Source organism: Sphingomonas trueperi (assembly GCF_040545665.1).
GTDB lineage: Bacteria > Pseudomonadota > Alphaproteobacteria > Sphingomonadales > Sphingomonadaceae > Sphingomonas > Sphingomonas trueperi_B.
In genome coordinates, this window is record NZ_JBEPMH010000004.1 from 328,342 (window position 1) to 346,431 (window position 18,090).

Sequence of the window (18,090 nt, forward strand, 5' to 3'; positions counted from 1 at the left end):
GTCGACCAGATATGGTCGTTCCGATCTGTCACCGCGAATGTCTGGTTCTGTCAGGAGCTGTCGATGCAGATCTTCGATGCAGACCGTTAGGCAGCGTCCTCTTTCCCCCTTCTGCTGCTTTGGCAACTGCCACAAATGCGAACGTTTTGAGACTCAAGGCATCTCCGGATCCTCCGCGGGCACTGGCCAGCTTGTCGATTTTGCCATTGCCACGCTGGTCTGACGCGATGGTGCGCTGGAGTTCGCGCACGACGGGGTTCGGTGGCGTTGGGGCAAAGCTCATTTCCGGAGAACCATGGAGGACACCGCCCGCCACGCTTCGATGGCATCGATGTAGTTTTTCGGCGAATGCCGTTTGCTCGGAGCAGTTGGCTGGCGGAGGCGATCAGGGGTAAATCCCTGAACCGGGGTCTGCCGTGGGTGGGGCAGCGCGGTACGCGAGGATTGGCGCGGCGGCCGGTCATATGTCGGTTCCGGACGCCGCAAGGGGTCATGCAGCGGCGGGCAGGGCTGGATAGTCGACATAACCGTGCGCATCGCCGCCGAAGAAGCTGGCCGGATCGGGGGCGTTGAGCGGGGCGCCCAACGCGAAGCGGCGCGGCAGATCCGGATTGGCGATGAACAGCTTGCCGAAGGCGATGGCGTCGCCGCGCCCCTCGGCGAGCGCGCGGATGGCGCTGGCCTTGTCATAGCCGCCGGCGAGCAGCAGCTTGCCCGGATAAAGTGCCCGCATCAGCCGGATGATCGCGTTCCATCGGGGATCATAGGCGGTGTCGGTCTCGACGCCGAGCGTGGTCGGTTCGACGAGGTGGAGATAGGCGAGACCGCGCGGGCCGAGCGCGCGCGCGATGTGGCCGAAGGTCTGTTCGGGCGTATCGTCGCCCATGCCGATGAACCGGCCCATTGGGGTCAGCCGTACGCCCACCCGATCGGCGCCCACCGCGCCCGCGACCGCATCCACCACCTCGAGCAGAAAGCGGGTGCGGTTCTCGATCGAGCCGCCATAGGCGTCCGTGCGACGGTTGCTGTTGCTGTTGATGAACTGGTCGATCAGATAGCCGTTGGCGGCGTGGATCTCCACGCCGTCCATGCCGGCGGCGATCGCATTGCGCGCGGCTTGCGCATAGTCGGCCACGATCGCGCGGATGCCGTCGAGGTCGAGCGCCTGCGGGCGCGGGATGTCCGCCCAGGCGCCGTTCCCGTCGGCGTCGATGATGAAGGTCTTGCCTGGCACGTCCATCACGCTCGGCGCGACCGGCGCGGCGCCGCCCGGCTGGAACACCGGGTGCGAGACGCGGCCGACATGCCAGAGCTGCATCACGATCCGCCCGCCTTCGGCATGCACCGCATCGGCGACCTTGCGCCAGCCGGCGACCTGCGCCGCGCTGTGGATGCCCGGCGTCCAGGCATAGCCCTGGCCCTGCTGCGAGATCTGCGTAGCCTCGGTGATGATCATCCCGGCGCCGGCGCGCTGGCGGTAATAGTCGACGTTCATGTCGGTCGGTACGTTGCCCGCGCCGGCGCGCGAGCGGGTGAGCGGGGCCATCACGATGCGGTTGGGGAGGTCGATCCGGCCGAACGTGACCGGCGAGAAGAGCGTGGGGTGCATGATCCGGTTCCTTGACGTGAGAGAGGGGCAAGGGGGTGCCCACGCCGTTCGCCGAGGGGGGAGGGGGCGAACGGCGTGGGCGTGCAGCGCTCAGGCGGCCTTGCGGCGGCCGGCGAGCTGCAGGGCGGAAGCGACAAGGGCGAGAGCGATGCCGAGCGCCGAGACCGCGGTCCAGCCGCCGGCGTTCCAGGCCGCGGTGGAGGCAGCCGCACCGCCGGCCCCGCCCAGGAACATCGATCCCATGAAGATCGTGTTCAGCCGGGAGCGGGCTTCGGGGCGAAGCGCGTAGACGATGTGCTGGTTGGAGACGAGCACGCTCTGCACCGCGAAGTCGAGCAGGATGCAGCCGATCACCAGCCCGGCCACCGCATGCCACACGCCGAACACGATCCACGAGACCACGGTGAGCAGCGTGCCGGCGAGGATCACCTGGTGCGGCCCGCGCTTGTCCGCATAGCGGCCGGCGATGGGCGCGGCGAGGATGCCGATCGCACCGACGATGCCGAAGAGCCCGGCAATCTCTGAGCCCAGGCCGAAGCGGGGCGTCTGCAGGTAGAGCGCGAGGATCGACCAGAAGGCGGTGAACGCACCGAACAACAGCGCCTGGGTCATGGCGGCTAGGCGCAGCGCGCCGAACTCGCCCCACAGGTGCACCAGCGAGCGGAGCAGGCTGGCATAGCTATGGTCGCTCGCCGGCTTGCTGTGCGGCAGCGTCACCGCCATCAGCAGCGCAGCACCCAGCGCGAGCGGCACGCCCAGCCAGAACATCGCGCGCCAGCCTTCGTGCGCGGCGACGAAGCCGGCCAGCGTGCGGCTGAGCAGGATGCCGCAGAGCACCCCCGACATCACCGTGCCGACGGTCGCGTCGCGCTTCTCGGGCGAGGAGAGCTGCGCCGCGAAGGGTACGATCTGCTGCGCCACGGTCGCCGAGGCGCCGAGCAGCAGCGAGGCGACCAGCAGCATCGCGGAGGAGGGAGCGAGCGCGGCGCCGACCAGTCCGGCCGCGAGTACCAGGAACTGGATCACGATCAGCCGCCGCCGTTCGACCAGGTCGCCCAGCGGCACCAGCGCGAACAGGCCCAGCGCATAGCCGAGCTGGGTGGCGGTGGGGACGAGGCCGGTCAGCGCGCCGGGCATCTCGCCTTCGAGGATCCCGAGCATCGGCTGGTTGTAATAGATGTTGGCGACGGCGAGGCCCGCCGCCACCGCCATGGCGAAGTTCAGCCCGCGGCCGAGTACGGGTGCGATCGTGCCGGCAGGATGCGTGGTGGCATGCATGCGATGGTCCTCACAAAATGCTTGCCGGCGCTGGCGCGAGGTCGGTGTTCGGGCTGCCATGTCGGCGGTTTCGATGCGGCGGATATGGCATTGCAACGGATATGGCGGTACTCATCTGATCGGTTAGGGCAGTATAACACAAGGTGATGTAATGGACCTCGCCGAGCTGGCGATCTTCGTGGAGGCGGTGCAGGCCGGCAGCATCGCCGGGGCGGCACGTCGGCTTGGGATCGGCGCGATGGCGGCGTCGCGCGGGCTGGCGGCGCTGGAGCAGGAGGTCGGCGCGCGGCTGGTCCATCGCACGACCCGTTCGCTTTCGCCCACCACCGCCGGGGAGGCGTTCCTGCCCCATGCCCGGGCCATGCTGGAGGCGCAGGCGAACGGCATCGCCGCGGTGCGCCCGAACGAGGCCGGGCTGACGGGCATGCTGCGGATCACCGCATCGGCCGCCTTCGGCCGCAAGGTGGTGGCACCGATGATCCCCGGCTTCATGCACGCGCATCCGGCGCTGCAGGTCGAGCTGCTGATGACCGACGAGCAGGTGGATATCGTCGCGCGCGGCATCGACGTGGCGGTGCGGATCGCCAAGCTGCGCGACAACCATCTCGTCGCCCGCAAGCTGGCCGACAATCCCCGCCGCCTGGTGGCGTCGCCCGCCTATCTGGCGGAGCGGGGAACGCCGCAGCGCATCGAGGAACTGGCGGCGCATCAATGCCTGCTGCCGACCAACATGACGCACTGGGAATTCGCGCAGGGCGGCAAGCGGGTCCGGCAGCGGGTGGGCGGTGCGTTCAGCGCCAACTCGATCGAGGCGATCCACCAGGCATGCCTGGGAGGGCTCGGGATCGCCAATCTGTCGAGCTGGGACGTGGATCCGGCGATTCGCAGCGGCGCGCTGGTCGAGGTCGAACTGGCGGACGGCGTGCCCGATCCGCTCGCCATCTGGGCGGTCTATCCCACCGCGCAGCTGGTGCCCGCCAAGGTGCGTGCGTTCATCGACGCGCTGGACCGGGCGCTGGGGAAGGTGCTGGTGACCAACGAAGCGCCAACTGGCCAGAAAGGCGGCTGAATCGAAGAGCATGGGCGGCCCTCCCCGGCTAGCAGGACGCGCCTCGCCATAGAGATTGCCGATGATCCCCATCCGCTCGTGCGCGCCGCAGCACGGCGATGATCGACGGCACGCTGCACGGCGTCCGAACCGCGCGGACCTCGATCCCCCGGTTCTTCAACCTGCCAGCCCGATTGCGGCCTTCACCACCTCCGGCGTGAGCGGCATGTCGCGCAGCCGCGCGCCGGTCGCGTCGGCGATCGCGTTGGCGAGTGCGGCGCTTGTGGGCCCCTGCGCGGTTTCGCCCGCGCCGAGGAAGGGGGCACCCGGCCGGTCCATCACGTGCACCGCGACCGTGCCCGGCACCTCCTCGAAGCGCAGGATCGGATAACTGCCCCAGTCGAAGCTGGTGCGGCGGGTGGCGTCGTAGGTCACCGCCTCGCGCTTCGCCCAGCTCAGCGACTGGAGGATGCCGCCTTCCACCTGGTTGCGGATGCCGTCAGGCGAGGCGGGCTGGCCGGCATCGACCGCCGCCTGCACCCGGTGGACGGTGACCGCGCCGGTCTCGCGCTCGACCTCGATCTCCATCGCGATCGCGCAATAGGCGCCGATATTCTTGTAGCGGGCAAAGGCCATGCCGCAGCCGCGCCGGCCGTCGCCGCGCGGACGCCTGGCCCAGTCGAAGCGGTTGGTCGCCTCGATCATCACCGCTCGCGCGCGTTCGTCCTGCATATGGGCGAGGCGGAAGGCGAGCGGATCGACGCCGCCGGCCAGTGCCAGCTCGTCGAGCACGCTCTCGATCGTGAACACGTTGAGATGCGCGCCGAGCGAGCGCAGCGCCGAGACGCGCAGCGGCATCTCCGGCACGAAATGGTAGCGCACGTCCATGTTGGGAAAGACGTAGAGCGGGTTGGCGTTCCGGTCGCCATCGCCTTCGGGCATCGGGATCGGCTTGGGTTCGGGTGCCGGGAAGCCGGGGCTGATCTCCTGCGCCACGGCATACCCCCCGGCGCCGACCGGGCGGTTGTTGTGGGAGTTGCTCCAAACTTCATAGTTCCAGTGCGCGATCCGCTTGTCCGGGCCGATCGCCGCCTCGACGCGGGTGACCATGCCGCAGCCGCACGGCTCCCAGCCGAATTCCTGCTCGCGCATCCATTGCAGCCGGATCGGGCGGCCGGGCAGCGCCATCGCGATCAGCCCGGCCTCGGCGGTGACGTCGTCGGCGCCGTTCTGGCCGTAGCAGCCGGCCGAGGGGGTGTGGATGCAGCGCACCTTCTCCGGCGGCAGGCCGACCAGCTCGGCGACCGCGCGGTGCATGTCGAACACGCCCTGGCTGTGCGACCAGAGCGTCAGCTCGCCTCCCTTGGCCAGCGCCACCGCGCAGGAAGGGCCGATCGAGCCATGGCTGTACCAGGGCCGGCTGTAGCTGCCGCGCACGGTTTTCCACACGGGCTTCGCGCCGTCGTGCGTGTCGAGCACCTGGATCTCGCGGGTGGGCAGCTTCTGCAGCCTGTGCGGGCCATCGTCTACCGGCAGCGGGGGCTTGTCGCGGACATAGTCGCTGTCCTGCGCGACGCGCATCGCCTGGATGGCCTGCCATTCCCTTTCGGCGACGACTGCGGCGAAGCGGCCATTCTCGATCACCGCGACCACGCCCGGCATCTTGCGGGCGCGATCGAGCTGCGGTTTGGCGAGGCGGGTGCCGTAGCTGGGGCCCCGCACGACGCGCGCGTGGAGCATGCCGGGCAGGCGCAGATCCTGCACATAGGCCGCCCCACCGGTGAGCTTGGCCGGGATGTCGATGCGCGGCAGGTCGTGCCCCAGCGTGCGATAGTTGCGGGGATCGCGGCGCGGGGCGTTGGGGATCGCCTCGACGTGCAGCGACAGCTCCGCCGCCAGCGCGCCATAGCCCAGGCTGCGGCCATCGGGCGCGATCACCTGCGCCTTGCCGTTCGTCGATAGCGTGTCGGCCGCTTCACCCCAGCGCTTCGCCGCGGCCCGGGTGAGCAGCATCCGCACATTGGCGCAGGCATTGGCGATGGCGGTGCCGCCGTCCTGCATCGAGTGACTGCCGGCGGTGAGCCCCTCGTCGGGGGTACGGGCGGTGTCCGCCGTGACGAGGTCGATCGTGGTCGGCGGCACGTCCAGCTCTTCCGCTGCGACCTGGCGCAGCGCGGTGCGGATGCCCTGGCCCAGCTCGGCCTTGCCCGAGAAGACGGTGATCTTTCCATCGGAGGCGATGTGCACCCAGCTGTCGAGCACCGGGTTGCTCTTCAGGCTGCCGGGCAGGTCGGGCCGGCGCGGTGGTGGCGCGGCCCCGCCTTCGCCGCCGCCGGCGAGCTGGGCGAGGCCATGCCCCGCCAGGGAGAACGCGACGAGCAGGCCGCCGCCGGCGAGCAACTGGCGCCGATCGATGCTCATGCGGCGGCTCCATCGTTGGGGATGCCGGCGACGCGACGGATCGCGCGAAGGATGCGCATGTGCGTGCCGCAGCGGCAGAGATTGGTCTGCATGTGCGCGCGGATCTTCGCTTCGTCCGGGTGCGGATCGGCGTCGAGCAGGGCTTGCGCGCGCAGGAGCATGCCGGCGATGCAATAGCCGCACTGGGCTGCCTGCTCGTCGCGGAATGCCTGTTGGAGCGCGCTCATCCGATCCACGGTGCCGAGCCCTTCCACCGTTCGCACCGGCCGGTCGCCTACTGCCGAGACCGGGGTCACGCACGAGAACACCGCCTTGCCGTCCAGCTGCACGGTGCAGGCGCCGCATTGGCCAAGCCCGCAGCCATATTTGGCGCCGTTGAGGCCGAGATCGTCGCGCAGCACGTAGAGCAGGGGCGTCTCGGGGCTGGCGTCCACCTGGTGGCGGGCGCCGTTCACGGTGATCGAGAGCGTCATGGCTGGGCGCCTTCCTTGCGGGCCTTGGCGACGGCGGCGGGGAGCTTCCGCCAATCCGGCCGGTCGGTGTAGCGGGCGCGGAGATAGCCCAGCACCGCGGCGATCTGCTGGTCGGTCAGCGCGTCGGCGAAGCCGGGCATCTTTGGGCCGCGACCGGCGACCGGCGGCTCGATACCCTGCAGCACCGCCTGGGCGGCGCTGGTCGGCTCGGTGTCGCGGAGCACGGTGGCGAGCGACAGCAGCGGCCGTCCCTGGCCCATCATCGGCGCGCCGGGGCCGTGGCAGCCGGCACAGGCACCGGCGAACAGCACCGCGCCATCGGGGAAGCGGCGGGCGGCGGCGTCGGCATTATCTGGGAGCGGCGCGGCCGGAGCGCTCGGCGCGCCACCCATCTTCGAGACGATATAGGCGGCGATGGCGCGCACCTCGCCTTCGGGCACTTGCGCGAGGCTTTCAACGACCGGGCCCATGGGACCGGCCGCGGCACTGTGATCGGGCGAGATGCCGGTGCGCAGATAGGTGACCAGCGCTTCCTGGGTCCAGCGGCGCGCGGCGGGATTGGCGGCGTTGAGCGGCGGCGCGCGCCAGCCTTCGGCGATGCCGCCCGCATAGACCTGGGAGCGGATCTCGCCGCCGGCGAGATTGCGCGGCGTGTGGCAGCCGCCGCAATGGCCGAGGCCCTCGACGAGATAGGCGCCGCGATTCCACTCGGCGGAGCGTGCCGGGTCCATCGGCGTCTCGCCGTGGTGAAGGAACAGCAGCTTCCATCCGGCGAGGAGCGGCCGGAAGCCGAGCGGGAAGATCAGCCGGTTGGCGGGCGCCGCTTCGTGCACCGGGCGCCGCGTCATCAGGAAGGCGTAGAGCGCGTCCAGGTCCGCATCGCGGACATGGGTGAAATGCTCGTAGGGCAGGGCGGGATAGAGGTGCGTGCCGGTGCGGCTGACGCCGTCCTTCATCGCCCGCCGAAACGCGGCGGCGGACCAGCGGCCGATCCCGGTCTCTGGATCCGGCGTGAGATTGTCCGAATAGAGGGTGCCGAACGGCGTCGCCAGCGGGCGGCCCCCGGCAAGCGGGCGGCCCGCGTCGCGGGTATGGCAGACCGCGCAGTCGCCCAGCTTCGCCAGCACCGCGCCGCGCGCGACCTGTTCGGAGGTGAAGCTGCGAGCCGGCGGTGGCGCGATGGGCGCAATCGCCGGCCGCCAGCTGAGGGCCAGCGCGATTAGCGCGCCGGCGAGGCCGAGAAGCAGGAGAGCGAGCAGCCATCGCGCGTTGCCGCGGACCCGCTTCAGGAGGAAGACCATGAACGCTGTTCCCGATGGCCGATGCTACCCATGCCGCATGGTCTGCCTTTCAGGCTTTGCGGCTTCTTGTGCGCTGGTGCCACGGATTGAACAAACCACACATAATGCCGCGCACCCTCCCCTGGCGGGCCAACTGAGTGCTGGTGGACTATGTAGAGCATTAGCTAAGAGGGCGCGGAGTAGGCGGTCACGGCTGACTAGTAGCGTGCCGGACTCACAATGTCCGGACGAAGGTCGCGCTGCCAAGCGGTCTCGCGCCGGCTAAGAGGCAGGTCTTGGCGACAGCTGCCGTTAGACACGTGCCGGGGGAACGGCAGGAATGTCCCACTTTCGGCCCTTGCGCTTCTGTGATGATTCCCGCTGCCGGCGTCCGAAGGGCGGCTTGCCAGCTTATATTTCTTCGCCTCTCATCCACTCTTCCTGGCGATGCTGAGAGCGTTCAAAGCGGCAACCGCTCGGATTCGGACCGAGGCGTGCGCCCGCAGCCGCAGGAGTCCGGAGAGATATATTTGACAAGTTTGCTGCTGATCTAGCTAAGCCATTGATAAATGGCGCACCCGACAGGATTCGAACCTGTGGCCTCTGCCTTCGGAGGGACAAATTCAGGTATTTTGACGTCCATGACCATCCAAATACATCCATGTATATCAATATGTTAACGAAGTAAGTGCGCGCTTGTGCAGAGCGATCCGGAGGCGTATATTTGACGTATATTTGACAAGTTTTCAGGTCCAACATGCCGAAAAACCTGAGAGAAACGCCAATCACCACTCGAGCATCGCGGGCGAATTTGACGCCGGGTGTACACTGGCGCCTGCTCGATCCGGACACGCATCTTGGCTACCGCAAGGCGAAGCGGGGCGGGCGATGGCTGGTACGCAGCTACGAAGGGGATGGTGCGTATCGGCAGCAGACCATCGGCACAGCCGATGATGTGATTACCGAGGGGACGCTCACGTTCGAAGGTGCTTGCAAGGCGGCACGCGAGGCTGTCGCGAGCGGTCGCCGCGCTGCTGCGGCTGAAGCGGCTGGCCCCGCCATAACCGTGCGGGCTGCGGTGAAGAGCTACATCGTTCGGCAGAACGCACGGGCCAGTGTGCGCGCTGGACGAACGGTGCGGTCGACTGCCGACACCCGCCTCACAAAGCACGTCTTGTGCAACGATGCTCTTTGCAACGTGCCCTTGCACGCGCTGACGGAAGAGATGCTGCGGGGTTGGCGCGAGGCGCTCACCAGCGGGAAAGCAAGTTCCCGGACGCGCTTAGCGGCCGATCTGAAGGCAGCGCTGAATGCGGCCGCCTTGGAAGGGCGTCGCGGGCTTCCGGCCGATCTTCCCCTAACCATCAAGAATGGACTGAAAGCACCCTGCGCCGAGGCAGTCGAGCCGGCGGAGATTGTCGCTCGGGACAGTCAAATCCTAAGCGATCAAGAGGTGCGTTGGATCATTGAGGCCGCCCGACAAATCGACAATGAGCGGGATTGGGACGGCGACCTCCTGCGAATGGTCATTATCTTGGCCGCCACGGGCGCCCGATTTAGTCAGGTGCAACGCCTTGCGGTGCAAGACTTGCAGATCATCGCATCACGCATCATGATGCCGTCAAGTGCCAAGGGGCGCAAGAAGAGCGCACGCTACGTTCCGATTCCAGTTGGAAAGGACGTAATTGAGATGTTGCAGCCCGCTATCGATGGGCGGGACAAAACTGCCCATCTGGTGGAACGCTGGCATCATCGCCAAAAAGGGCCTGGCAGATGGGTTCGCGAGGGACGTCGACCGTGGCGGGCCTCCCACGAGATCACCAAGGTGTTCAGGCTCGTCGCCGAACGTGCTGGCCTTCCTGGGTATGGACCCTACAGTCTCCGTCACTCGTCAATCGTCCGCCACTTGCGCTTGTGCAGTCCCATCCGACTTGTTGCCGCTCTGCACGACACCAGTGTCGAGATGATCGAGAAGCACTACAGCTTTTGGATTGCGGACGGCTTGGAGGAGATCGCGGCACGTGCCGTAGTTCCACTTGTCCGATAAGTGTCAGCCAACGTCCGGGAACGCATAATGGTTGGCTACCTGATCCATGGGCGGGCACCTCGCTAATCGCCGTAAGACTTAGCTGCCATCGCTCGCTGCTCTCGCGCATTTGCAGGTATGCAGACGTCTGGGCAAATATACTGGATTTGCAATCATGGGGTGCACTGCGCAAACGCACTAGCTTTCGGTCTCGACAACGGAGACCCTCATATGAAAATAACGTCGACCCTGCTCGCCATATGCACCGCTCTAGCCAGCCTGCCCGCGATAGCGCGACCCGAGCCAAAGCCCGACGTTGTGCTCGTGCACGGAGCATTCGAGACTGCCGCCATCTGGAATGGCGTGGAGGTGGCGCTGCGACACGACGGCTATTGCGTGCTTTCCGTAGATCTGCCCGGCAGGCCAGGCAGCCCGGAGCACTCTGACGCCGTTAGTTTGGATGTCTATCGACGCGTAGTGCTGGAGGCGATCAACAAGGCTCGTCGCCCCGTCATCCTCGTCGGGCACAGCTTCGGAGGGATAATTATCTCGAGCGTTGCAGACGCGGCGCCAGAGAAGGTCCGCACCTTGGTCTATGTGGCGGCTCTACTGCCGCGCGACGGCGACTCGCTGCTCTCGCTGGCGACGGCCGATCCGGGCTCGCAAGTTGCGCCGCACTTGATCGTCGACAAGGCGAACGGCATCGCCTCAATCGCGGAGGATGCTCGCGGCGAACTGTTTGCTAATGATGCCGATGCGGGTGTCCAGGCGGTGGTTGCGAAGGCGGTCGTGCCAGAGCCGCTGGCGCCGCTGGCTGAGCCGATCCACCTTTCCGGCAGGCTCGCCGGTGTCGACAAGGTCTATGTCCACACCGCTCGCGATCAGGTCGTAAGCCCTGCAGGACAGGCGGCAATGGTGGCTGCGACGCCGGTGCGCAAGGAAGTGTCCCTCGATACGGGGCATACGCCTTTCGTCACCAACCCGGCCGCGCTCGTTGCAGCGATCGAGCAGGCGACGATGTGAGCCCCTTGGCCCGGCGCTATTCGCCGGGCCCTTCGTCATTCTGACGCGCCGGGCTCGCCAGCCCGACAGCCGCCTCCCTGGCTGCGGCTAGGATCTCTTCAGAAAGCGCGGGATCGTCTACGGCTCTAGCGAGCTGGAGGCAGCCTATCAGCATCCCGAAGGTGGCAATTGCCCGGCTACGGGCCCCCTTGTCGTCTGCGGAGCGGCACGCAGGCGTGAGCTGATCGATCAACGTGCGGAGCTGCGCGGTATAGCCCTCGCGCACCGGCCCCGGCTGGCGTGCGATCTCCGCGACAAGCGCCGCGTTAGCGCAGCCTTGCCCCGGCGCGTCGCGGTGCGCTGGCGACAAATAGGCGTCGATCAGCGCAGGAAGTAGGTTGGACCCGGCATCGGATGACAGCGCCGACCGCTGCTGATCGAGCGCCGCGTCGAGGGCGTGGCTGACCAAATCCTCCTTCGATTGGAAGTGCGCATAGAAGGCACCTACGGTCAGCCCGGCTTCGGCCATGATGCCAGCCAGGCCCGTGGCAGCGATTCCCTGGTCGCGGAACTGCCGCCCGGCGGCCGCCACTATCCGCTCCCGCGAGGCGGCTTTCTCAAGCGACGATCGTCGCATGCGCGTGCTCCTTCTTCAGCATTGTATTATGGCCATACTATAATATGATGATCATACTATAAACGAGTCGAGCAGGAGGCAAGAGGCTGTATATGCAGGAGAATGACAGGGTTGCGCTGGTAACGGGTGCATCGACCGGGATCGGGCTGGCGACCGCGAAGCTGCTCGCCGCGTGCGGCTACCGCGTGTTTGGCACCAGCCGGCGTCCGCGCGAGAATATCGATAGGGTGACTATGCTCGCCTGCGACGTGACCGACACCGCGTCGGTGGAGGCGGCCGTTGCCGCAGCCTCGCAGGCCGGCCCTATCCGCCTTCTCGTTAACAACGCGGGAGTGGGGCTGCTTGGCGGCCTTGAAGAATCGTCGATCGCGCAGGCGGAAGATTTGTTTGCGGTCAACTTGTTCGCGGTCATTCGCGCAGTGAAGGCGGTGCTGCCGCAGATGCGGGCGCAGGGAGAGGGCAGGATCCTAAACATCAGTTCTGTGCTGGGCTTCTTGCCGGCGCCCTATTCGGCGCTGTACGCAGCGTCCAAGCACGCGCTCGAGGGGTTGTCGGAATCGCTGGATCACGAGCTTCGCGGCTTCGGTATTCGGGTCAGCCTGATCGAGCCTGCTTATACCCAGACTGCGTTCGAAGCGAACCTCGTCGTGCCGGACACACCGCTGGATGCCTATGCTGAGGCCCGCGCTAATGCTCAGGCGCTGATGCGGGATGTGATGGTACAGGCGGATCCGCCCGAGCTTGTTGCAGCGGCGGTGTTGAAAGCGGCGACTGCGCGGGCGCCCCGGCATCGTTATACGGTGGGCAAGGTCGCTCGCCAGGTCAGCCTGCTTCGCCGCTTCGTGCCCGAAGGCGCCTTCGACAAAAGCTTTCGCAAGCAGATGCGGCTCCCGGCCTGAAAAAAGGTGGATCGGCGGCCGAGGGATCGGCCGTCGATCCAAAGTCTTCAGGAGACGATCAGCCTGCCCAGCGGGAGCCGCGGATCACCGAGCAGAAATTGCCGCGGTGGAAATGCGGCTCCTTGTCCGCGATGACATCCGCCTTGACGTTGCCGAAGGTCGTGTCCGGCTTGTGGCGGATGCCTTCGTAGAACGCCTGGAGAATGTCTTCCTTGAAATGCGCCGTGCGCGGAAAGGCGGCAACTACCGCGTCGCGCGTGGCATCGTCATAGTCGTCATAGGTCAGGCCGAGCACGTCCATTTCCACACCGGCAGTCGTCAGCGCGACCACCGGATGCATGAAGGCGGGGATGCCGGGCGTGGTGTGCAGCGCAATGGCGGTCCATACCAGGTTGACCTCGCCCGCATCGACGCCATGCCCAAGCAGGAAGTCCTGCGCGGCATTTGCGCCGTCCACCTCGAAACGCAGATCGGGGCTGCTGTGCGAGGGCATCAGGCCGATGTCGTGGAACATCGCAGCTGCATAGAGCAGTTCGCGATCCACGCTCAGTTCGCGCTGGAGCCCGGCAAGCGCGCCGAAGAAGAAGACGCGGCTGGAATGGTTGAACAACAGCTCGCTTTCGGTGTCGCGCACGAACGCGGTGATCGCGCGGCCCAGGCGGGAATCTGGCACCACGATTCCGTGGATTGCGGCGCTGTGGCGCAGGGTGTCGGTCATGCGGGGTTCTCCGGTGTGGGGGCGGCCAAGGCGGGGAGGCCGAGGGCGGCGGCGACGCCGGCGCCATAGGCGGGATCTGCGCGCGTGCAGTTGTCGACGTGGCGTTGCTTGATGTGCGGCGCCGCGTCGCCCATCGCGCGTGCGGTGTTGTCGAAGAGCACTTGCTGCTGGGCCGGCGTCATCTTGCGGAACAGATTGCCTGGCTGCTCCCAGTGATCATCATCGACCCGGTGGTCCCAATGGGCGGCGGCACCGTCCACCGGCAGCGGCGGTTCGTCGAAGTCGGGTTGGTTGGCCCACAGGCCGCTGCTGTTGGGGTGATAGGGCGTGGTCGCGCCCAGATTGCCGTCGGTCCGCATCGCGCCGTCGCGGTGATAGACGTGCACCGGACATTTCGGCGCATTGACCGGGATATGGGCGAAGTTGACGCCCAGCCGGTAGCGCTGTGCATCTGAATAGGAGAAGAGCCGCGCCTGCAGCATCTTGTCCGGCGAGAAGCCGATGCCCGGCACGACGTTTGCCGGTGAGAAGGCGGATTGTTCGACTTCGGCGAAATAGTTCTCCTGGTTCCGGTTCAGCTCCAGCACGCCCACTTCGATCAGCGGGAACTCCGCCTTGGGCCATACCTTGGTCAGGTCGAACGGATTGTGCCGGTGCAGCTGGGCCTGCGCTTCGGTCATTACCTGGATGAACAGGGTCCAACGGGGATAGTCGCCGGTCTCGATCGCAGTGAACAGGTCGCGACCATGGCTTTCGCGGTCGTTCTTGACGATCTCGCCGGCCTCGGCGTCGGTGAGGTTTGCGATGCCCTGTTGGGTCCGGAAGTGGAACTTCACCCACACGCGCTCGCGCGCGGCGTTGATCATCGAGTAGGTGTGGCTGCCGAAGCCGTGCATATGACGGAAGCTCTTCGGCACGCCACGCTCCGACATCACGATCGTAACCTGGTGCAGCGCTTCGGGCAGCAGCGTCCAGAAGTCCCAATTGTTGTCCGCCGAGCGCAGCCCGGTGCGGGGATCGCGCTTGATGGCGTGGTTGAGGTCGGGGAAGCGCAGCGGATCGCGGAAGAAGAAGACCGGCGTGTTGTTGCCCACTAGGTCCCAGTTGCCCTGGTCGGTATAGAACTTCACCGCGAAGCCGCGAATGTCCCGTTCCGCATCTGCGGCGCCACGCTCGCCGGCAACCGACGAGAAGCGCAGGAACAGATCCGTCTTCTTGCCGACCTCCGAGAAGATCGCCGCCTTGGTGTAGCGCGTGATGTCGTGCGTGACCGTGAAATGGCCATACGCCCCCCAACCTTTCGCATGCATCCGGCGTTCCGGAATCACTTCGCGATCGAAATGGGCGAGCTTTTCGAGCAGCCACACGTCCTGCAGCAGCGCAGGGCCGCGGGGGCCCGCGGTGAGGATGTTGGTGTTGTCTGCCACCGGCGCGCCGGCAGCGGTGGTGAAATGCCTGTCGTCAGCCATCGGATAGGCTCCTGTGGAAGCGCGCCTGGGGCGCGGCGGCGGACCGCTCCGCCGGAAGATCGGGTGTCGGCACGGGCGATTGCGGGGTGGACAACCCGTGTCGACCCCGCGGTTTTCGCAAGATGCGGGTCTGGCAGCAATCACGCGCTTGCTGGAAATTCTGCCAATGCTGTGTGATATGATGCCGCGCGGTTCGGATAGGCGATCACGGTGATCGGAAGGGGAGGATAGCGTGGCGAAGCGGCAGATCGCGGTGCTGATTCAGGATGGAGTGCAGGCGCTCGACGTCGCTGGGCCGCTCGATGTCTTCGCCGAAGCAAACGGCTTTCTTGCCCGATCCGAGTACTATGACGGCCTGCTCGTAGCGCCGTCGCATGCGCCGGTGCGCGCTTCGAACGGCATGGCGCTGATGCCGCATCTTTCGCTGGGGGAGGCGGAGCGGCGGTTCCACACCGTGCTGGTGGCGGGCGGGCCTACGCTGCCGGACGCAGCAGCAGATCCGATGGTGTCGGGGTGGCTACAAAGCTGCGGGGCGCGCGCCGAGCGCTATGGATCGGTTTGCACAGGCGCTTTCGCGCTTGGCCATGCCGGGTTGCTCGACGGTCGGACCGTGACGACGCATTGGCAGAATGCGGCTTTGCTCGCCGCGCGCTTCCCGAAGGCGCGGGTCGAGCCTGACCGCATCTTCGCCCGCGATGGGGCGCTGATTACTTCGGCGGGCGTCACGGCGGGGATCGACATGGCGTTGGCGCTGGTCAGCGAGGACCATGGCGAGGCACTGGCACTAGCCTGCGCGAAGCGGCTGGTTGTCGTAGCGCAGCGTCAGGGCGGCCAATCCCAATTCAGCCCATTGCTCACCGCCCGCATCGATGCGGACTCGCCCGTCGGCAAGGTGCAGGACTATGTCCTCGGGCACTTGGACGAGCCGCTCCACGTAAAGCGCTTGGCGGAAATAGGCGGCACCAGCCCGCGCAGCATCGCACGGCTGTTCGTCGCGGAGCTGGGGGTGACCCCACATGACTTCGTTGAAAGCGTGCGGATCGATCAGGCGCGTAAGCTCCTGGAGATGACCGACCGGCCGCTCAAGGCCATTGCATTCGACTGCGGCTTTGCCAGCACCGAACAGATGCGGGGAGCGTTTCAGCGCAGGGTGGGCCTTAACCCCGCGCGCTACCGGGAAAGTTTCCGCGGTCACCGGCAGGCGGATTCATCCGCCGGACGAGTTCGCCGGTAGCGGTGACCAGATAGGTCGCGCTGTCGACGAGCAACAGTGGCTCGCCCGTCGACAATCGCCACGCCCGCGCGCCCAGCAAGCGGCGCGGTCCGCGCGGCGTGTCCACGCTGTCGACAAGACGATAGGCGATGACGGTCAGCCAGGTGCCGTCATCGCCTATCGCAGTGAAGCGGTCGAGTTCCTCCTCGATCGCCATCACGCCTCAGCGCTGGAGAAAAGCGAGCAGGTCGGCGTTGAGGCGCTCCTTGTCGATGTGCAGCAGGCCGTGCGACCCGCCCTTGTAGACCAGCAACTGCGCATGCGGCACCAGTTGCGCCGTCAGCTTGCCCGAAATTTCAATGGGTACGATCTGGTCATCATCGCCGTGCACGACGAGGGTGGGCACGGTGATCTTGGGGAGATCTGCGCGGAAGTCGGTCTCGGAGAAGGCGCCGAGCGCGTGATAGGCCGCCTGGATGCCGGTGGCCTGCCCTTGCCGCCAGTAATTCTCGCGCAACCCGTCGGAAGGCTTCGCGCCCGGCCGGTTGAAGCTGTAATAGGGGATCGTCACGTCGCGGTTCCATTGCGCGCGATTCTCCAGCACCGCTGCGCGGAACGTGTCGAACAGGGCCTTGGGCGCACCGTTGGGGTTGTCGGCCGTCTTCAACAGGAACGGCGTGACGGCCGCGACGAAGGCGGCGCGGGCGATGCGCCCCTCGCCGTGGCGGCCGATATAGCGCGCTACCTCTCCGCCACCCATCGAGTGACCGATCAGCGTTACCGCGCGGAGGTCGAGCGCTTCGATCAGCGTGGCAAGATCGTCGGCGAAGGTATCATAGTCATAGCCATGGGACGGCTGGCTGGAACGCCCGAAGCCGCGACGATCATATGCCACAACGCGGAAACCGCGCGCTGCCAGGAAGAACATCTGGTCTTCCCACGCATCCGACGAGAGCGGATAGCCGTGGCAGAAGACTACAGCGGGACCCTTGCCCCAGTCCTTGTAGTAGAGCTCGGTCCCGTCCGAGAGGCGGAGCGTGCTGGCGGTACGGTTGATCACACGCGTACTTCCCGGGAAGCGGGGATCGGCCGCCACCGGGGTCGCGGCCTGACTGGAGGCGGCAAAGCCGATCGCGGCAGCGCCGCCGGTGCCAGCGGCCAGGAAGGAACGGCGGCTACCGTCAAAAAAGGCATTGGACATGCGTGGTCTCCTCTAGCGGGCGGAGCATGGGCTCGGCCCGCGATGGATCAAAAGCCGAGACGGCGGAGGTCTTCGGCCTCGAAGGCCTGGCCGCTGCGGTTGGCGACGTACGGAAGCGCCGAGACGCGGCTGCGCCAGTCGGCGAGCGCGGTCAGGTCCTGGGGCGCGCTGATGCCGGCGGCATCGGCGAACATCAGTCCCGCGAGCAGCGTGGCATCGGCCATCGAGAAGCCGTCCCCGGCAACGAACGGCCGCGTTGCGAGAACGCCATCAAAATAACGCATGCCCGCAAAGGCACGATCGCGTTCACGCTCGCCCCAGGCGGTACGGCCCTCCCAGTCGAGGCTCTTGTGCGGCTGCAGCGCGGCGCCGAGTCCAGGCGTGGCATAATGGAAATAGTGGCCGACGGCCTCGCTCACCTCGGCTTCTGCACGGCGCTGCATCATGTGGATCATCGCCTTCTCGCGCGGCGTGCGGCCGGTCAGCAGCGGCGCGCCGTCAAGATTGTCGAGATACTCGGTGATTGCGGTGACTTCGGAAATGAACGTGCCGTCGTCGAGCTCGAGCACCGGCAGGACGCCCGACGGGTTCTTCGCGAGAAAGTCGGGCTGCTTGTGGCCAGCGCCGATCAGGTCGACGGGAACGAATTCGATCTGATCCTCAAGGCCCTTCGCAGCGACAACGATGCGGACCCGGGCGGGATTGGGGAAGCCGGAACGGTCATAGATTCGCATGTGAGTGTACTCCCTATCTATCGATAGGTAGGCAATGGGCGTTGTTGTCGGCGGAGTCAATGTCTATCTATCAGTCGATAGG

16 protein-coding genes are annotated in these 18,090 nt (G+C 66.6%); 5 read left to right on the forward strand and 11 right to left on the reverse strand.

The features are described from left to right. Positions 1–490: 490 nt before the first annotated feature. Positions 491–1,609, reverse strand: a complete 1,119-nt coding sequence (locus ABIC65_RS14905) for an alkene reductase (RefSeq protein WP_354309777.1) — start codon at positions 1,607–1,609, stop codon at positions 491–493. A gap of 90 nt (positions 1,610–1,699) precedes the next feature. Continuing rightward, complete coding sequence (locus tag ABIC65_RS14910; protein ID WP_354309778.1) at positions 1,700–2,887, reverse strand: MFS transporter; 1,188 nt, start codon at positions 2,885–2,887, stop codon at positions 1,700–1,702. A gap of 151 nt (positions 2,888–3,038) precedes the next feature. Between ABIC65_RS14910 and ABIC65_RS14915 the strand changes: the two genes are divergently transcribed. Continuing rightward, on the forward strand, positions 3,039–3,956 hold the full coding sequence (locus tag ABIC65_RS14915) for a LysR family transcriptional regulator (protein ID WP_354309779.1): 918 nt from the start codon (positions 3,039–3,041) through the stop codon (positions 3,954–3,956). A gap of 156 nt (positions 3,957–4,112) precedes the next feature. On the opposite strand, the gene ABIC65_RS14920 is transcribed toward ABIC65_RS14915, so the two are convergent. Genes ABIC65_RS14920 through ABIC65_RS14930 form a run of 3 tightly spaced genes read right to left on the reverse strand, consistent with a single transcriptional unit; the run spans position 4,113 to position 8,130 of the window. Beyond that, the gene (locus tag ABIC65_RS14920; protein ID WP_354309780.1) at positions 4,113–6,356 is read right to left on the reverse strand and encodes a xanthine dehydrogenase family protein molybdopterin-binding subunit; all 2,244 of its coding nucleotides are present in this window, start codon (positions 6,354–6,356) and stop codon (positions 4,113–4,115) included. Beyond that, positions 6,353–6,829 (reverse strand): (2Fe-2S)-binding protein, encoded by a 477-nt coding sequence (locus tag ABIC65_RS14925; protein ID WP_354309781.1) that lies wholly within the window; start codon positions 6,827–6,829, stop codon positions 6,353–6,355. Before ABIC65_RS14925 ends, ABIC65_RS14920 begins: the two co-directional genes overlap by 4 nt. Next, positions 6,826–8,130: a cytochrome c gene (locus tag ABIC65_RS14930; RefSeq protein WP_354309782.1), complete on the reverse strand. Its 1,305-nt coding sequence runs from the start codon at positions 8,128–8,130 to the stop codon at positions 6,826–6,828. Before ABIC65_RS14930 ends, ABIC65_RS14925 begins: the two co-directional genes overlap by 4 nt. A gap of 736 nt (positions 8,131–8,866) precedes the next feature. Here ABIC65_RS14930 and ABIC65_RS14935 point away from each other — a divergent pair. Next, on the forward strand, positions 8,867–10,156 hold the full coding sequence (locus ABIC65_RS14935) for a tyrosine-type recombinase/integrase (RefSeq protein ID WP_354309783.1): 1,290 nt from the start codon (positions 8,867–8,869) through the stop codon (positions 10,154–10,156). A 210-nt stretch (positions 10,157–10,366) separates the two neighbouring features. Next, the gene (locus ABIC65_RS14940; protein WP_354309784.1) at positions 10,367–11,158 is read left to right on the forward strand and encodes an alpha/beta fold hydrolase; all 792 of its coding nucleotides are present in this window, start codon (positions 10,367–10,369) and stop codon (positions 11,156–11,158) included. A 16-nt stretch (positions 11,159–11,174) separates the two neighbouring features. Here the strand turns inward: ABIC65_RS14940 and ABIC65_RS14945 are convergent, their stop codons facing one another. After that, on the reverse strand, positions 11,175–11,774 hold the full coding sequence (locus ABIC65_RS14945; protein ID WP_354309785.1) for a TetR/AcrR family transcriptional regulator: 600 nt from the start codon (positions 11,772–11,774) through the stop codon (positions 11,175–11,177). A gap of 92 nt (positions 11,775–11,866) precedes the next feature. Here ABIC65_RS14945 and ABIC65_RS14950 point away from each other — a divergent pair, with 92 nt between their 5' ends. After that, positions 11,867–12,673 (forward strand): oxidoreductase, encoded by an 807-nt coding sequence (locus ABIC65_RS14950; protein ID WP_354309786.1) that lies wholly within the window; start codon positions 11,867–11,869, stop codon positions 12,671–12,673. 58 nt (positions 12,674–12,731) lie between these two features. On the opposite strand, the gene ABIC65_RS14955 is transcribed toward ABIC65_RS14950, so the two are convergent. Both ABIC65_RS14955 and ABIC65_RS14960 read right to left on the reverse strand, forming a co-directional pair. Continuing rightward, on the reverse strand, positions 12,732–13,391 hold the full coding sequence (locus ABIC65_RS14955; protein WP_354309787.1) for an HD domain-containing protein: 660 nt from the start codon (positions 13,389–13,391) through the stop codon (positions 12,732–12,734). Then, the gene (locus tag ABIC65_RS14960) at positions 13,388–14,860 is read right to left on the reverse strand and encodes a catalase (protein WP_354309788.1); all 1,473 of its coding nucleotides are present in this window, start codon (positions 14,858–14,860) and stop codon (positions 13,388–13,390) included. The genes ABIC65_RS14955 and ABIC65_RS14960 overlap by 4 nt, the downstream gene beginning before the upstream one ends. A 232-nt stretch (positions 14,861–15,092) precedes the next feature. Here ABIC65_RS14960 and ABIC65_RS14965 point away from each other — a divergent pair, with 232 nt between their 5' ends. Next, positions 15,093–16,094 (forward strand): GlxA family transcriptional regulator, encoded by a 1,002-nt coding sequence (locus tag ABIC65_RS14965; RefSeq protein ID WP_354309789.1) that lies wholly within the window; start codon positions 15,093–15,095, stop codon positions 16,092–16,094. On the opposite strand, the gene ABIC65_RS14970 is transcribed toward ABIC65_RS14965, so the two are convergent. The 3 genes from ABIC65_RS14970 to ABIC65_RS14980 are packed head-to-tail and all read right to left on the reverse strand — an operon-like array spanning position 16,018 to position 18,008. Then, complete coding sequence (locus tag ABIC65_RS14970; RefSeq protein WP_354309790.1) at positions 16,018–16,290, reverse strand: hypothetical protein; 273 nt, start codon at positions 16,288–16,290, stop codon at positions 16,018–16,020. The two genes, ABIC65_RS14965 and ABIC65_RS14970, sit on opposite strands and share 77 nt — an antisense overlap. Positions 16,291–16,296: 6 nt before the next feature. After that, a complete protein-coding gene (locus ABIC65_RS14975) occupies positions 16,297–17,274 on the reverse strand; it encodes an alpha/beta fold hydrolase (RefSeq protein ID WP_354309791.1) in 978 nt (325 codons plus the stop codon). A 47-nt stretch (positions 17,275–17,321) separates the two neighbouring features. Continuing rightward, positions 17,322–18,008: a glutathione S-transferase family protein gene (locus ABIC65_RS14980; RefSeq protein ID WP_141988059.1), complete on the reverse strand. Its 687-nt coding sequence runs from the start codon at positions 18,006–18,008 to the stop codon at positions 17,322–17,324. Between the last annotated feature and the right edge of the window lie 82 nt (positions 18,009–18,090).

Bases quoted from the DNA above. Each gene is read 5' to 3' on its own strand.
- ABIC65_RS14960 (WP_354309788.1), bottom strand. From the start codon at position 14,860: ATGGCTGACGACAGGCATTTCACCACCGCTGCCGGCGCGCCGGTGGCA.
- ABIC65_RS14910 (WP_354309778.1), bottom strand. From the start codon at position 2,887: ATGCATGCCACCACGCATCCTGCCGGCACGATCGCACCCGTACTCGGC.
- ABIC65_RS14980 (WP_141988059.1), bottom strand. From the start codon at position 18,008: ATGCGAATCTATGACCGTTCCGGCTTCCCCAATCCCGCCCGGGTCCGC.
- ABIC65_RS14905 (WP_354309777.1), bottom strand. From the start codon at position 1,609: ATGCACCCCACGCTCTTCTCGCCGGTCACGTTCGGCCGGATCGACCTC.
- ABIC65_RS14930 (WP_354309782.1), bottom strand. From the start codon at position 8,130: ATGGTCTTCCTCCTGAAGCGGGTCCGCGGCAACGCGCGATGGCTGCTC.
- ABIC65_RS14975 (WP_354309791.1), bottom strand. From the start codon at position 17,274: ATGTCCAATGCCTTTTTTGACGGTAGCCGCCGTTCCTTCCTGGCCGCT.
- ABIC65_RS14920 (WP_354309780.1), bottom strand. From the start codon at position 6,356: ATGAGCATCGATCGGCGCCAGTTGCTCGCCGGCGGCGGCCTGCTCGTC.
- ABIC65_RS14940 (WP_354309784.1), top strand. From the start codon at position 10,367: ATGAAAATAACGTCGACCCTGCTCGCCATATGCACCGCTCTAGCCAGC.
- ABIC65_RS14915 (WP_354309779.1), top strand. From the start codon at position 3,039: ATGGACCTCGCCGAGCTGGCGATCTTCGTGGAGGCGGTGCAGGCCGGC.
- ABIC65_RS14945 (WP_354309785.1), bottom strand. From the start codon at position 11,774: ATGCGACGATCGTCGCTTGAGAAAGCCGCCTCGCGGGAGCGGATAGTG.
- ABIC65_RS14950 (WP_354309786.1), top strand. From the start codon at position 11,867: ATGCAGGAGAATGACAGGGTTGCGCTGGTAACGGGTGCATCGACCGGG.
- ABIC65_RS14925 (WP_354309781.1), bottom strand. From the start codon at position 6,829: ATGACGCTCTCGATCACCGTGAACGGCGCCCGCCACCAGGTGGACGCC.
- ABIC65_RS14955 (WP_354309787.1), bottom strand. From the start codon at position 13,391: ATGACCGACACCCTGCGCCACAGCGCCGCAATCCACGGAATCGTGGTG.
- ABIC65_RS14935 (WP_354309783.1), top strand. From the start codon at position 8,867: ATGCCGAAAAACCTGAGAGAAACGCCAATCACCACTCGAGCATCGCGG.
- ABIC65_RS14970 (WP_354309790.1), bottom strand. From the start codon at position 16,290: ATGGCGATCGAGGAGGAACTCGACCGCTTCACTGCGATAGGCGATGAC.